This window comes from Mesorhizobium sp. C268A (genome assembly GCF_040324475.1).
GTDB lineage: Bacteria > Pseudomonadota > Alphaproteobacteria > Rhizobiales > Rhizobiaceae > Mesorhizobium.
In genome coordinates this window covers 2973655-2986954 of the sequence record NZ_JAMYVX010000001.1, presented here as the reverse complement: position 1 = coordinate 2986954, position 13300 = coordinate 2973655, and the positions used below count along the sequence as shown (strand labels likewise).

Sequence of the window (13300 nt, the reverse complement as noted above, 5' to 3'; positions counted from 1 at the left end):
GAGGACAGAACTATGGATACGCGCAACGACATGCTGAGGCTCCTGAACGGCCGCAAGCAAGGCTTTTCGCTGGAACAGCCCTTCTACACCGACCCGGACTATTTCAAGCTCGACATGGAGCTTATCTGGTATCGCGACTGGCTGTTCATCGGCCATGATTGCGAACTGCCGAAGCCCGGCAGCTATATCACCGTGCAGATCGGCGATTATCCGGTGGTGCTGGTCCGCGACCAGAAGGGCAACATCAACGCCTTTCACAATTCCTGCCGCCATCGCGGCAGCCGTGTCTGCAACACTGAGAAGGGCATGGCGGCAAAGCTTGTCTGCCCCTATCACCAGTGGACCTACGAGCTTGACGGCCGGCTGCTGTTTGCCCGCCAGATGGCCGACGGTTTCGACAAGAGCCAGTTCGGCCTGAAGCCCGTCGCCTGCGAGAGCGTCGGCGGCTACATCTTCATCTGCCTGGCGAAAGAACCTGCCGACTTTGCGCCGATGCGCGCCATGATAGAGCCCTACCTCAAGCCGCACCGGCTGAATGAAGCCAAGGTCGCCTTCGAGAGCACCATCATCGAGAAGGGCAACTGGAAGCTGGTCTGGGAAAACAACCGCGAATGCTATCACTGCGCCGGCAATCATCCAGAGCTGTGCAAGACATTCCCCGAAGCGCCGACGGTGACCGGCGTGCAGGGCGCCGACAGCGATCCGGAGATGCTGGCGCACTGGGCGAAATGCGAGGCGGCGGGCCTGCCGAGCAAGTTCCGCATCGATCCGGCCGGGCAATACCGCGCCACCCGCGCGCCGCTGCTGCGCGATGCCGTCAGCTACACGATGTCGGGAAAGCGCGCGGTGACGAAGAACCTGTCCGACACTGTTGCCGCCGACCGCATCGGCACCTTGATGCACTACCACTATCCGACGACCTGGAACCACATACTGATCGACCATGCGGTCACCTTCCGGGTGCTGCCGATCAGCGCCACCGAAACCGCGGTGACGACCAAGTGGCTGGTGCACAAGGATGCGGTCGAGGGGGTCGACTACAACCTTGAGGAGCTCACCCATGTCTGGACCGAGACCAACGACCAGGACCGCCGCATCGTCGAGGAAAACGCCTTCGGCATCCTGTCTCCGGCCTATGAGCCCGGCCCCTATTCGGAGCTGCACGAGGGCGGCGTGATCCAGTTCGTCGAATGGTACGCGGCCTTCATCGGCCCGCGCCTTGCCGAAGGCGGCCGGCCGGCGCTACGCAGCGTCGCGTGAGCTGGAGCAGGCGAAGAGGGACCAGAGGATGAATGCGATGACGGATCTTGGGCTCTATCGCCATCTCGACCAGATGGCGCCGTGGAACGATAGGCTGCAGGTGCTGGAAGTGATCGGCGTCAGCGACGAGGCGCCCGACGTCAAGACCTTCACCTTCCGCTCCGACAACCAGACCTGGTTCCGCTACAAGCCGGGCCAGTTCCTGACGCTGGAACTGCCGACACCGGACGGGCCGCTGATGCGCACCTACACGCTGTCGTCGTCGCCATCGCGGCCGTTTTCGATCGCGGTGACGATCAAGGCGCAGGCCGGCAGCATCGGCACGCGCTGGATGTTCGACCATCTGGTGCCCGGTTCGCATGTCAAGGCCTACGGACCGGCCGGCGACTTCTCGTTGCACAGCCACCCGGCGGCCAAATACCTGTTCATTTCCGCCGGCTCCGGCGTGACGCCGATGATGTCGATGCTGCGCTGGCTGAACGACTGCGCGCCATGGACCGATGTCGGTTTCGTCAACTGCGCGCGGCGTGCCGAAGAGATCATCTTCCGCAAGGAACTCGAACTGCTCGGCGGCCATATGCCCGGCCTGTCGCTCGGCTTCATGATCGAGGAACGTTCCAGCCGCGAAGGCTGGTACGGCCATATGGGCCGCATCGACGCGATCCGGCTGCCCTTGCTGGCTCCGGACTTCCGCGAGCGCGAAATCTTCTGCTGCGGCCCCGATCCGTTCATGCGCGCCGTGCGCGGCATGCTGGATGCCGCCGGCTTCGACATGACGAAATACCATCAGGAGAGCTTTGCCGCGCCTGTGGTGGAGGAAATTCCGGCGCCGTTTGCCTCCCCGGTCGAGGACGGCATCGCTGCACCTGTCGAAGCCGTGACGCCGATCCGCTTCTCGCTTTCGGAGGTCGACGCCGGCTGCGTCGCCGGCCAGACCGTGCTGCAGACCGCGCGCAGCTCGGGCGTGCGGATTCCCGCCGCCTGCGAGTTCGGCCTGTGCGGCACCTGCAAGGTGAAGAAGGTCTCCGGCGAAGTCGAGATGAGCCACAATGGCGGCATCCTCGACCACGAGATCGATGACGGTTTCATCCTTGCCTGCTGCTCGAAACCATTGTCGGCGCTCGAAATCGAGGCTTGAGCCGGTCGACTTCGCCGCAACGGTCGCCGACGCAGGCGTTGTATTCGCGGGTCTTTGTCTTGCCAACCAACGGCCAAGTGATTTAGACGCACTTAGGAAGGGCTTGGCAGACCGTGAAGCCGGCGCATCCCTTCAGGGCGCATGGGACGGGGGACACAGCGATGCAACAGCGGGTCTACGCGGTCGCAAGCAAGGACATCGTTTTCGAATCATTCGATGGCGAAGCCGTCGTTCTCGATCTTTCGAACGGCAAGTATTTCGGCTTTTCCGATTCCGGCAGCCGGGTCTGGCAGGCTTTGTCGTCCGGCGTCGCCACTGAAGCGCTGGTCGGAGCTGCCGCGGGCGCCGCAAAAACAAGCCTGGCCGACCTCGAAAGCTTCGTTGCCCGACTGCTCGATTTCGGGTTGCTTGCGCCAGCCGAAACACCGGCACAACCGCTTTCGGGCGAGCTGTCGGCTGCGCTTGCTGCCAGCAATGAGCCGCTCAAGGTCGATGTCCATGACGACCTTGCCGATCTCATCATTGTCGACCCGATCCATGAGGTCGAGGAACCTCTCGGCTGGCCGGCGGTGAAACAGGCATAATCGTTTCCCTAAAGCGCGTCGCGTTTGAACGGACTCAGGCGACGCGGTTTAGATCTTTTATTTTATGCATGTCGTCGTCTCAAAACCGGGGCCACCCCGAGCGACATGCATCAGGCGACCCGGCGCAATTCTGGACGCTGAACAACCAACACATGCCTTTGATCACGCTGCAAACCCTGCCGGATTATGCCCGCCATGTGCTGGCGGCCGCGGAAAGCGCCGCCGCATTCTATCCCGTTACCGCCAGCGTGCGGTTGCCGGGACTGGAGCTGAGTGTCCACCTCGACCATGGCACGCTGGCGGAAGCCATGAGCCATGCCTTCATACCGGCCCCGGAAAATCCGTCTGCATCTGACGGCTGCCGCATTTTCGTCGCCCACCCGGGCATCGATGGCGTCCTCGCCCCGGCCACCTGGGGCCGAGGCGATTACAACCATCATGCCTTTGCCAACCGGCTGGAAGAGGCCGGATTGCGCGGCAGCTACTATCATGACCTCGATTTCTGGCAGTTCCATGATCCGCAACGCCATGTCGGGGCGCAGCTGATGATGTCGGCCGACGCCTTTCCGCCATGGGAACAGGCGGCGCCGCTGCGCGCCTTCCTGCATTGGGAATATGCGGCGCGCGGCATGCGGCTTACCCATGCCGGCACGCTGGGCATCGATGGCAAGGGCGTGTTGCTGGCGGGCTCCGGGGGAGCCGGAAAATCGGGAACAGTCGTCGCCGGCCTGCTCAATGGGCTCGATAGCGTCGGCGACGACTATGTGCTGATCGACCGGACCGAGGGCGTGACGGCCTATCCGCTGTTTGCCACGCTCAAGCAGGATCCGGAGGGCTTCAAGCGGCTGAAGCTGGAGGGTCGGCTAAAGTCGTACCAACCGCTGAACTGGCAAGGCAAGCATGCCTTTCGCATCGACGAGATCGCGCCTCGACCACCTCCTGCAAGTCTGGACATTATTGCTTTGATAGTGCCCCATATCAGGGGAGGTGCGAGAAGCTCGGTCATGCCCATATCGCGCAAGGATGCCATGATCGCCTTGGCCCCGTCAGGAATCGTGCAGATGCCGGGCGAGCGGGAAGCGGGCTTTCGCTTTTTCAGCGAGCTTACCCGCGATCTGCCATGCTACCGGCTGTCGCTGGGGACCGAGCCGCGCGAGATCGCCGGCACGATTGCGGATTTCGTCCTTCGGGGCGCTGCATGAAGTTGAGCATCATTGTGCCGGTGTACAATCGGGAGATCTATGTCGTTTCGACGTTGCGGTCCCTGCTCAGGCAACGCGACGATGCCGATCTCGATATCATCGTTGTCGACGACGGCTCGACGGACAGCTCCGTTGAAGCAGTCCGCGCCATCATGCGGGAAGCGTCGTGCATCCGCCTGTTCCAGCAGGCAAACCAGGGCGTGGCCAACGCGCGCAACACAGGGCTGAGGCAGTTGCTGCCGCAAACCGAACTGGTGTCGTTCCTGGATTCGGACGACGTCTCGCCGGCTGGACGATTCAAGGCTGGCCTACCCCTGTTCGCGGCCGACCCTGCGCTCGAGCTGACCTACTCGCTGATGACGCGCGTCGATCTCATGGACGACGAAACCCTGCAGCCGGCACGGGGCGGCGCAGGTCCCACCGTGCGCGGCGTCAGCCTTAGCGCCGGGATACTCCGCAGGGCACTCATCGACCGTACAGGTGCTTTCGACGAGGAGTTCCGGCAGGGCGAAGACGCCGACTATCTGCTGCGCATTTTCGAAACCAGCCCAAAGCACATTTTTCCCGACACCGTCGCGGTATACTACCGGCGCCACCCCGGCAATTTGACCAAGCAAAGGGATGTGGCGGTGCGCGAATATCTGCGTGTGATTCAGAAATCCTTGCGGCGGCGCAAGGCCGATCCGTCGCGGCGCCCGGTCGAGGGGCTTTTCGAGATCAAGCGCCCGGCAGAGTGGTGAAAGAATGAATAGATCACAGCCTGGAATGCGTGCGTGAAGCTGAGCGTGATCATGCCGGTCTACAACCGCGAACGCCATGTCGGCTCGGCGCTGCGCTCGCTGCTGAGGCAGCGCGATGCCGCCGATCTCGACATCATCGTTATCGATGACGGTTCGACCGACAGTTCGGTGGCGGTCGTGCGCTCGCTGATCGCGGAGGCGCCGTGCATTCGCCTTTTCCAGCAGCAGAATGCCGGGGTGACGCGGGCACGCAACGCGGGCTTGCGGCAATTGCTGCCGCAGACCGGGCTGGTATCGTTTCTCGATTCCGACGACATTTCCCCGCCGGGCCGCTTCAAGGCGGATCTGACCTGTTTCGACGCAGACCCCACCCTCGAGCTCACCTATTCGCGCATGACGCTGGTCGACGACATAGATGACGATACGCTGGAGCCGACAGCCGACAGCCACTCGATGACGGTTCGCGGCATTCACCTGTCTCCCGCTATCTTCGTCCGGCGGTTGGTCGAACGCATCGGCAGCTTCGACGAGGATTTCCACCAGGCCGAGGACACCGACTATCTGCTGCGCACTTTCGAAAGCGGTCCGAAATTCACGATGCCCGACACTGTTGCGCTCTATTACCGGCGCCATCCCGGCAACATGACCAGGCAGGCCGATGTTCCTTTTCGCGAATTCATGCGCGCCGTCTACAAGTCGATGAAACGGCGCGAGGCCGACCGCTCCTTGCACCCTGTCGACGGCATCTTCGATTTCAAGGAACTTGCGAATTGGCGTTTCCTGTGATGGCCAGCTACGGCGTCGTCATTCCGGCCTTCAACGCGACCGCCACCATCGCCGAGACGCTGCGATCGGTCGCGGCCCAGACGGTCCAGCCCGACGCCATAATCGTCGTCGATGACGGCTCGACCGACGATACGGTCGCGGTGGTCAATGCGCTGGGCATGCCGGTGCAGGTGTTGCGCCAGGACAATGCCGGACCAGGCAGCGCCACCACCAGGGGCATCGCCGCGCTGGCGACGCCCTTCGTCGCCACGCTCGATGCGGACGATCTGTGGCTGCCGACCAAGATCGAAAGGCAGCTGGAGCATTTCGAGCGGTTTCCCGCGACGGCAGGAGTCTTTGCCCACTGGCGGACGTTTCGCGATGACAAGCCCGATGTGCAACAGGACGTGGCCGTGGCGGGCTGGTCGCGCACGACGATGATGATCCGCCGGGAGGTAGCCGAGGCCGTCGGTCCGATCATCGACCCGCAAGGCGGTCGCGGCGACATGGTCGACTGGATCGCCCGTGTCCGCGAGGCGGGCTTTGCGCTTGCCATGCTCGACGATGTCCTGACCTTGCGCCGCATCCGGCCCGACAGCATGTCCTATGGACGCGACCCCGTGCGCGACCGCGGTTATGTCGAAGTCGTAAGGCTGGCCATGCAAAGGCGAGCAGCGAAAAAGGCGAGCGCCGACTGATGGCCAATGCCATGCGCCGTATCGGCCGTCGGTTTCCGGACTATGGTTGGTCATGGCCCACTGGCGGCCTCGACCAGTTGCTGAAGGCCGCATTGCTCCCCGATGAAGAGGCGGCCGGGGCCTATGCGGCGCGCTGGCTCGACGAGAACGATATCGACCATGCTGCTTTCCGCGAGCATCGGCTGCTGGCCGCGATCTCCGACAGGTTCGGCCGCAAGCTCGCTGGGCATCCGGCCTATCCACGTCTTGTCGGCCTGCAAAAGATGCTGTGGACCAAATCGCGACTGGCTGCGCGCGAGGCCGAGCCGGCGCTACAGGCCATGATCGACGCCGGCTGCGCGGTGATGCTTATCAAAGGCGCCAGCCGCATCGCCGTCAACGCGTCGGCGCAGCGCGGCCGGGTGGCGCATGACATCGACATACTGGTGCGCTCGCAGGCCATGATTGCCGCCTTCGATGTGCTTAGCGAACGCGACTGGCAGATCGCCACCGGCGTCAGTCCGCAATATCTGCGCACCAGGCTGGCGTCCTTGCGTTCGATGAATTTTTTCAAGGGCAGTTTCGGCGACATCGACCTGCACCAGCTCGCTTATGACGGGTCGCAGCAAAGCGCGGAAGATGATCTGGCGATCTGGCAGCGGGCGCTGTCAGCCGATTTCAATGGCGTCCGCGTGCTTGTGCCCTCTCCGGCCGACCGCATGGCGCTCGCCATCGCACATGGCGGCCTCGATGCCCACACCCACAGCGACTGGCTGGTTGACTGTGCGGTCGCCATCGAGAGTGGCGCAGTCGACTGGGGCGTGTTCGGCGACATCGTCGCCAAGCGGGGCCTCGCCGTCGCCGCGGCGGTGGCGCTCTCCTATCTCTGCCTGGAGATCGGCATTGCGGTGCCGGAGGCCGAACTTGCAAAGACGATTGAGTTGGCCGACCGCGCCGGCCTGTCGCGCTGGTCCTCGGTGCTGCAGGCCAAGCCGCGTACCGATTTCGGCGGCCTCGTTTGGCTGTCGCGCGGCTTTGCCAAGCAGTTGCGCCTCAAACGCAAAAAGGGCCGCCTGCAGCAGCCGACGCCCGCCGTCTGGCGCGGCAGGCCGACATTGCGCAAGGCAAGAGCGACGTCGGCGCCGTTTGCACTTTCCCAGCCCCTGCCGCGTCCGGACAGGACTGGAGCGATGGTGCTGGACGTCACCGTCAGGATCGTCGTTCCACCAATCCGGCGCCGCATTGAGATGGAAATCAATGCCGGCGGCGGCCATGTCGCCCGCCTGCGTTCCATGGTGATCAGCCGCGCCGGCGGCGGACGTGTGCTGCGCTTTCGCGGCAAGCTAACGGTGGACGACACCGGCCGGCCTCTGGTGATCGAGGCACGGCCATCGCGCCAGTTCCGCAACTGGGACAATGAGGCCGAAGTCGCCGCCTATGGCGCGCTGCCGTTCCAATTGCTGTCGGCAAGGTTTTCACCCACCTGAGAGCGGGTGGCTGTTTCAATGAAAACGGTGAACCACTGTGGCCCTCTCAGACGCCATAGCGCTCGGTGCGGATGATTTCCGCTGATATGCCGGCGTCGATCAGCGCCTGGGCAGCCGCCGAGACGAAGGCGTTCGACCCGCACACGAAGGCGAGCGCCGGCGGCCGCGGCAGCCGCGTGAGCGCCTGCATGACCATTGCCGTGTCGATGCGCCTCGAATAGTCGGACGGGCGCCGTGCCGCCTCGCGTGTCAGCGTCAGCACCAGCTCGAACCCGTCGCGGCGGTCGCCGAGACCGATCAGCTCGTCGCGGAAGATCACCTCGTCCCAGACCCGCACCGAAAACATCAGCTCCACCGGCACCGCCGATTTGCGCAAGGTCCGGTGACGCACCATCGCCATCAGCGGCACGACGCCGGAGCCGCCGCCGACCAGAAGCAGCGGCCCGCCATCCCCATCGGACCAGACGAAATGGCCGCCGAGCGGCCCGCGCACTTCGATCTCGTCATCGACCGCGGCGATGTCGTGGAAGAAGGGCGAGACTTCACCGTCGTCGAACTTCTCGATCGCCAGCTCGATCGTGGCGCCGCTCTCCGGCGCCGAGGCGATGGAATAGGGGCGGCGCGCCTGGTAGCCGTCAGGCGCAGTCAGCCTGACATCGACATGCTGTCCGGCGCGATAGGCGAATGGCCGTGACAGCGCGAAAAAGAAACTGGCAACGCGTGCCGTCCGCTTTTCGATCCGGGTGATTTTCGCCGTCTGCCAGGGAGATTGCGGCGCTTCGCTCATGGATCGCCGCTATAGCGCTGCTCGCGCCACGGGTCGCCATAGATGTGATAGCCGCGCAATTCCCAGAAGCCCGGCTCGTCGCGCTCGGTGAACTGCAGCCCGTTCAGCCATTTGGCCGATTTCCAGAAATAGAGATGCGGCACCAGGAGCCGCGCCGGGCCGCCATGGTCGGCAGTGATCGGCTTGCCTTCATAAAGGAGCGCCACCATCGCCTTCCCCGCTGTGAGATCCTTGGCCGGCACGTTGGTGGTGTAGCCGTCATAGCCATGCGCCAGCAGGAAGCCGGTCGGCGCTTCGATACCGGCATCGGCAAGGATGTCGTCGACCAGCACGCCTTGCCAGGCGGTATCGAACTTGGTCCAGGCGGTAACGCAATGGATGTCGCGCGTCGTCTTGGTCAAGGGCAGCGCGTTGAACTCGGCCCAGTTCCACTTCTTGATCGGGCGCGGCCCGTGCTTGAGCGTGAACGACCAGTCCTCGGTGCGCACCCGCGGCGTCGGCCCCGCCGACAGCACCGGAAAGCCCTGTTCGAGATACTGACCGGGCGGAATGCGCGCATCGGTCTCCGTCGGAGGCTTTCGACCGGAGGAAAAACCGCGAGTGACCATCGGACTGTCCGTTTTTAGCAGGCCATTGCCGGCCTGCCGTAATGTTCTCGAAGATGTCGCGGCGGGCAACAGGAATTTTGGCGGGGCCGTGCGGCAGGCCTGCCGATCGTTCAGCGAGCCCGCCGCATCATGTCTCAACCGGCGGCGAAGGGTACGGCGACGAAGATTTGCGCGTCGCCCCGGTCGACCAAAAGCAGCACCGACTTCCGGCCCGATCTGCCGGCCTTGGCGATCGCCTGGTTGGCTTGCCGCGCATCCCGCACGGGCGACCGGTCGACGGCGACGATGACGTCGCCCGGCTGCAGGCCGGCATTGGCAGCTGCCTTGTCCGGATTGACGCGCTCGACCACGGCGCCACGCTGGTTCCAATCACAATGTCGTCAGAGGCCTCCGGTGCGCCTGAGATAGGCTGTGGCGATCTCGCGCATCCGGTTGCCGTCGAAGCTCGGCCCATGGCCGCCATGGCCGAGGCGAACAGGCAGGTCAAGGAGCCGCTGCATGGTACGGCGATAATCAGGCCGGGAGGAATCCGGCAGGTCGTCGATCAGCGTGGAATCGTAGATGGCGTCGCCGGCAAAGAACAGGCCGTCTGCCTCGTCGAACAAAGCGATCGAATCCGGCGAATGTCCGGGCAGATGCAGGACGCGGAACTGCCGGTCGCCGAGGTCGACGATGTCGCCCTCGTCCAGCGTGCGCGTCAGCGGCGCCGGCGGGATCTTGTAGTCGGCCGCCGTCCAGCCCGGCGCCGGCAATTTCGAAACGGCGCCGTCGAGATTGTTGAACATGTAGGCGTAGGTCACCTGATCGTTCATGGTCTCGAAATGCTCGGCACTGTGCCGCGGCCCGGCGCGCAGCGGAAACTCGTGCAGCGAGCCGACATGGTCGAGATGGATGTGGGTGGCGACAACGATGAGCGGCTTGCCCTCGGGCGTGTCGATCTCAGGCGCCAGCGGGCAGATGCCCATGCCGGTGTCGACCAGCAGGTCGGCGTAGCGTCCCCTGAAATGCCAGATGTTGGCGCGCACGAAATCATGCACGAACGGCTCGGTCAGCATCGTCGTGCGGTCGTCGATGATCGTCTTGCCGAACCAGTCGCCGACAACGCGCTCGCCACCAAAACGGGTGCCGCCAAAACGGCCGCCCATCAGACGAAGGGCTTTCCCACCTTGTATTTTTCCGGCACCAGCCGCTTCAGGTAAGCCATGCCCGCTTCCGACAGCTGGTTGACATCGGGCTTCATGAAATCGTCGGGCATATGGCGCGTCTTGCCGGCGACGTTCTTCAGCGGCACCTTCTTCAGCACGGTTTTCGTGCCGTCATATTGCAGCGCCACCGAGCCACCGCCTTCGCTGGCAACGGCAACCGCGAAGGCGCCGGCGTCGAAAGCCTCCTGCGCGTCGACGGCGCTGATCGCGCCGACATAGCCGCGCGGCATGTAGCCAAGCGCATCGACGCGGGCGCGCTTGCCCGGGAGGCCTTCGGCGAGCGCACGTTCCAGAGCTGACGGCAGGTCGCTGCCCGACAGTTTGACGTTGCCATGCGCGTCGCGCTCGAGCTTGTCCGGCGGCACCAGGCTTTCGACCAGCGCCTTGCCGTCGGCGGTGCTGACTCCTTCGGAGACGGCGACGATGCAACGCTTGTGGCGGTCGAGCGTGGCGCGCACGTCGTCGATGAAACCGGCGGCGGAGAATGGCCGTTCCGGCACGTAGATCAGATGCGGGCCGCTGTCGGGATCGAGCTGCCAGGCTGCAGCCGCCGCGGTTAGGAAGCCGGCATGCCGGCCCATGACGATGCCGACATAGATGCCGGGCAATGCGCGGAAATCGAGATCGACGGACAGGAAGGCGCCGGCGACGAACTCGGCCGCCGAGATGAAGCCCGGCGTGTGGTCGTTTTCCTCGAGGTCGTTGTCGATGGTTTTTGGCGCATGGACGAAAGCGATGCTGCCGCCGGCTGCGTCGGTCAGGATCTGCTGCGTGCCCGACGTGTCGTTGCCGCCGATATAGATGAAGGCGTCGGCGCCGGCCTTCTTCAGGCCCTTGAGGATGACCTCGCAATAGGCAGCGTCGGGCTTGTCGCGTGTCGAGCCGAGCGCGGCACTCGGCGTGCCGGCGATCAGCCGCAGCCGGTCCTCTGGGATGGCGGAGAGGTCGACATAGTTGCCGTCACGAATGCCGCGCACGCCGTGGAGCGAGCCCAGCACCTTGGCGCCGGGATGGCGCTTGCGGACTTCCAGCGTGGCCCCGACAACCGTCTGGTTGATGACGGCGGTCGGGCCGCCGCCCTGTGCGATGACAAACGTTCCAGCCATGCTCGATCTCTCCCGGCGCTGTGGTTTTCAAGGCACCTTGGCCTAGCTTGCCGCATCGCGCAACGGGAGTTTCCAGCGGCGCCAAACCGCCGCACAGGATCAGACGACGACGACCGGGTTCTTCTTGGAAACGCGGCTGTAGAGGTCGATGATATCCTGGTTGATCAGGCGCACGCAGCCCGACGACATCGCCTGGCCGATGCTCGCCCATTCCGGCGAACCGTGTATGCGGTAGCCGGTGTCCTTGCCGTCCTGGTAGATGTAAAGAGCGCGTGCGCCGAGCGGGTTGGTGAGGCCACCGGGCTGGCCGTTTTGCCATTTCACCAGTTCCGGCTTGCGCTGGATCATCTCCGGCGGCGGCGTCCAGGTCGGCCATTCCTTGCCGTACTGGATGTTGGCGCGGCCGGACCAGCGGAAGCCGTCCTTGCCGATGCCGACGCCGTAGCGGATGGCGTCGCCGCCCTCCTGCACCAGATAGAGCTTTCGCTCCTGCAGATGGACGACAATGGTGCCGGGCGCCTCGCCGGTCTCGTTGACGACGATCTGGCGGCGGAACTCCGGCTTGACCTTCTGATAGGGCACCGCCGGCACTTCGAAGCCGCCATCGTTGAGCGAAGCGTACATGACATCGGGGCCGGTGACGTTCTTGTCGACGCTGATCGCCGGACGGATCGGCCGCACCGAGCCGGTGACCGTGTCATCCAGCTGGAATTGCGGCAGCTCGAGCGTCGAAGTGCTGCAGCCGGCCATGCCGAGTAGCGTCATGGCGCCGGCCCCTGACAGGACGAAGCGGCGGGAATAGAGATGTTCGGTCTCGTTTGCGTCGCCATTTGCTGGCGGCGTCACATTCTGCGGCAACTCACGCATGCACCCAACCCTACGCTGTCGGCGGGAAACACGGTCCGGCCGGATAGCAGGCAGTTTCGCCAAACATGGTTGAAAAAGGGTGAAGGCCCAACGACCGGCATTAAACTTGTGCCGCCAATAGCCGCAGCGGTCGGGCGAAATGGTCCGCAGTGCATTTTTGGGAGAGGGCTCTTTACATTCCTCCGCACACGAGGATTTATCCTTTTCTTTGCGCTCAAGGAGACAAAGATGTCGTTCGAAAACTGGGCCGCCTTCGCCGCCGCCTCGGCCGTGCTGCTCATCATTCCGGGCCCGACCATTCTTCTGGTCGTGTCCTATGCGCTGGGCCAGGGCTGGCGCACTGCCTTGCCGATGGCCGTCGGCGTGGCGCTGGGCGACTTCACCGCCATGACCCTGTCGATGCTGGGCATCGGCGCGCTGCTGGCCGCGTCGGCGACCGTGTTCACCATTCTGAAGCTGATCGGCGCCTGCTATCTGATCTATCTCGGGGTAAAACTGTTTCGCGCCGGCGGCGCGCTCAAAGCCGAACCACGCACAGATGCCGTCTCGGCCGCCAAGATGATGGCGCACGCCTGGCTGGTCACCGCACTCAACCCGAAGAGCATCACGTTCTTTGTCGCCTTCCTGCCGCAGTTCCTCAATCGGGAAGCCGATTTCTGGACACAGATGCTGATCTTCGAAACGACCTTCCTGGCGCTCGCCTTCGCCAATGCCTTCGGCTACGCGCTGATTGCGGCGCGCGCCCGCAACGTCGTACGCAACCCCAAGGCGATCCGCATCTTCAACCGCACCGGCGGCACGCTGCTGGTCGGCGCCGGGATCGCCACGGTGGCGATGCGCTCGGGCCATTAGGAACTGCGGAGCATCAGGGCCG

At 64.2% G+C, this 13300-nt stretch carries 14 protein-coding genes and 1 pseudogene; 9 read left to right on the top strand and 6 right to left on the bottom strand.

All coding sequences use genetic code 11. From position 1 onward, the window contains the following. Positions 1–12 precede the first annotated feature (12 nt). The 8 genes from NKL06_RS14360 (at position 13) to NKL06_RS14325 (ending at position 7853) form a co-directional block, all read left to right on the top strand. Positions 13–1260: an aromatic ring-hydroxylating oxygenase subunit alpha gene (locus NKL06_RS14360; protein ID WP_023668884.1), complete on the top strand. Its 1248-nt coding sequence runs from the start codon at positions 13–15 to the stop codon at positions 1258–1260. A gap of 37 nt (positions 1261–1297) precedes the next feature. Further along, positions 1298–2398, top strand: a complete 1101-nt coding sequence (locus tag NKL06_RS14355) for an FAD-binding oxidoreductase (RefSeq protein ID WP_023690258.1) — start codon at positions 1298–1300, stop codon at positions 2396–2398. Positions 2399–2559: 161 nt separating this feature from the next. Then, positions 2560–2982, top strand: coding sequence for a PqqD family protein (locus tag NKL06_RS14350; protein ID WP_023684294.1), 423 nt, complete (start codon positions 2560–2562; stop codon positions 2980–2982). A 152-nt stretch (positions 2983–3134) separates the two neighbouring features. Then, complete coding sequence (locus NKL06_RS14345) at positions 3135–4184, top strand: hypothetical protein (protein WP_023694258.1); 1050 nt, start codon at positions 3135–3137, stop codon at positions 4182–4184. Continuing rightward, a complete protein-coding gene (locus NKL06_RS14340; RefSeq protein WP_023668880.1) occupies positions 4181–4924 on the top strand; it encodes a glycosyltransferase family 2 protein in 744 nt (247 codons plus the stop codon). The genes NKL06_RS14345 and NKL06_RS14340 overlap by 4 nt, the downstream gene beginning before the upstream one ends. 33 nt (positions 4925–4957) lie before the next feature. After that, entirely contained in the window at positions 4958–5710 is a 753-nt protein-coding gene (locus NKL06_RS14335) for a glycosyltransferase family 2 protein (protein WP_023668879.1), read from the top strand. Next, positions 5695–6387: a glycosyltransferase family 2 protein gene (locus NKL06_RS14330; RefSeq protein ID WP_245260052.1), complete on the top strand. Its 693-nt coding sequence runs from the start codon at positions 5695–5697 to the stop codon at positions 6385–6387. Before NKL06_RS14335 ends, NKL06_RS14330 begins: the two co-directional genes overlap by 16 nt. Then, positions 6387–7853, top strand: a complete 1467-nt coding sequence (locus NKL06_RS14325) for a nucleotidyltransferase family protein (RefSeq protein WP_023694257.1) — start codon at positions 6387–6389, stop codon at positions 7851–7853. The genes NKL06_RS14330 and NKL06_RS14325 overlap by 1 nt, the downstream gene beginning before the upstream one ends. A 46-nt stretch (positions 7854–7899) precedes the next feature. Here the strand turns inward: NKL06_RS14325 and NKL06_RS14320 are convergent, their stop codons facing one another. From NKL06_RS14320 to NKL06_RS14295, 6 genes and pseudogenes are all read right to left on the bottom strand, one after another. Further along, positions 7900–8640, bottom strand: coding sequence for an FAD-binding oxidoreductase (locus NKL06_RS14320; RefSeq protein ID WP_023694256.1), 741 nt, complete (start codon positions 8638–8640; stop codon positions 7900–7902). Then, on the bottom strand, positions 8637–9248 hold the full coding sequence (locus tag NKL06_RS14315) for a molybdopterin-dependent oxidoreductase (RefSeq protein ID WP_023694255.1): 612 nt from the start codon (positions 9246–9248) through the stop codon (positions 8637–8639). Before NKL06_RS14315 ends, NKL06_RS14320 begins: the two co-directional genes overlap by 4 nt. Positions 9249–9382: 134 nt before the next feature. Further along, a pseudogene (locus NKL06_RS14310) lies at positions 9383–9607 on the bottom strand (PDZ domain-containing protein); the annotation flags it as partial. 21 nt (positions 9608–9628) lie between these two features. Then, entirely contained in the window at positions 9629–10393 is a 765-nt protein-coding gene (locus NKL06_RS14305) for an MBL fold metallo-hydrolase (RefSeq protein ID WP_031210693.1), read from the bottom strand. Further along, positions 10393–11559, bottom strand: coding sequence for a diphosphate--fructose-6-phosphate 1-phosphotransferase (locus tag NKL06_RS14300; protein ID WP_023694252.1), 1167 nt, complete (start codon positions 11557–11559; stop codon positions 10393–10395). The genes NKL06_RS14305 and NKL06_RS14300 overlap by 1 nt, the downstream gene beginning before the upstream one ends. A gap of 99 nt (positions 11560–11658) precedes the next feature. Beyond that, positions 11659–12426 carry a L,D-transpeptidase gene (locus tag NKL06_RS14295; protein ID WP_023668871.1) on the bottom strand — a complete coding sequence of 256 codons (768 nt, stop codon included), beginning with the start codon at positions 12424–12426 and terminating at the stop codon, positions 11659–11661. A gap of 228 nt (positions 12427–12654) precedes the next feature. Between NKL06_RS14295 and NKL06_RS14290 the strand changes: the two genes are divergently transcribed. Further along, a complete protein-coding gene (locus tag NKL06_RS14290) occupies positions 12655–13278 on the top strand; it encodes a LysE family translocator (protein WP_023694251.1) in 624 nt (207 codons plus the stop codon). The last annotated feature ends 22 nt before the right edge of the window (positions 13279–13300 follow it).

What these genes read in the sequence shown, in the direction of transcription:
- NKL06_RS14295 (WP_023668871.1), bottom strand. Translation starts at nt 12,426, where the DNA reads ATGCGTGAGTTGCCGCAGAATGTGACGCCGCCAGCAAATGGCGACGCA.
- NKL06_RS14345 (WP_023694258.1), top strand. Translation starts at nt 3,135, where the DNA reads ATGCCTTTGATCACGCTGCAAACCCTGCCGGATTATGCCCGCCATGTG.
- NKL06_RS14300 (WP_023694252.1), bottom strand. Translation starts at nt 11,559, where the DNA reads ATGGCTGGAACGTTTGTCATCGCACAGGGCGGCGGCCCGACCGCCGTC.
- NKL06_RS14315 (WP_023694255.1), bottom strand. Translation starts at nt 9,248, where the DNA reads ATGGTCACTCGCGGTTTTTCCTCCGGTCGAAAGCCTCCGACGGAGACC.
- NKL06_RS14340 (WP_023668880.1), top strand. Translation starts at nt 4,181, where the DNA reads ATGAAGTTGAGCATCATTGTGCCGGTGTACAATCGGGAGATCTATGTC.
- NKL06_RS14350 (WP_023684294.1), top strand. Translation starts at nt 2,560, where the DNA reads ATGCAACAGCGGGTCTACGCGGTCGCAAGCAAGGACATCGTTTTCGAA.
- NKL06_RS14290 (WP_023694251.1), top strand. Translation starts at nt 12,655, where the DNA reads ATGTCGTTCGAAAACTGGGCCGCCTTCGCCGCCGCCTCGGCCGTGCTG.
- NKL06_RS14325 (WP_023694257.1), top strand. Translation starts at nt 6,387, where the DNA reads ATGGCCAATGCCATGCGCCGTATCGGCCGTCGGTTTCCGGACTATGGT.
- NKL06_RS14355 (WP_023690258.1), top strand. Translation starts at nt 1,298, where the DNA reads ATGACGGATCTTGGGCTCTATCGCCATCTCGACCAGATGGCGCCGTGG.
- NKL06_RS14320 (WP_023694256.1), bottom strand. Translation starts at nt 8,640, where the DNA reads ATGAGCGAAGCGCCGCAATCTCCCTGGCAGACGGCGAAAATCACCCGG.
- NKL06_RS14360 (WP_023668884.1), top strand. Translation starts at nt 13, where the DNA reads ATGGATACGCGCAACGACATGCTGAGGCTCCTGAACGGCCGCAAGCAA.
- NKL06_RS14305 (WP_031210693.1), bottom strand. Translation starts at nt 10,393, where the DNA reads ATGGGCGGCCGTTTTGGCGGCACCCGTTTTGGTGGCGAGCGCGTTGTC.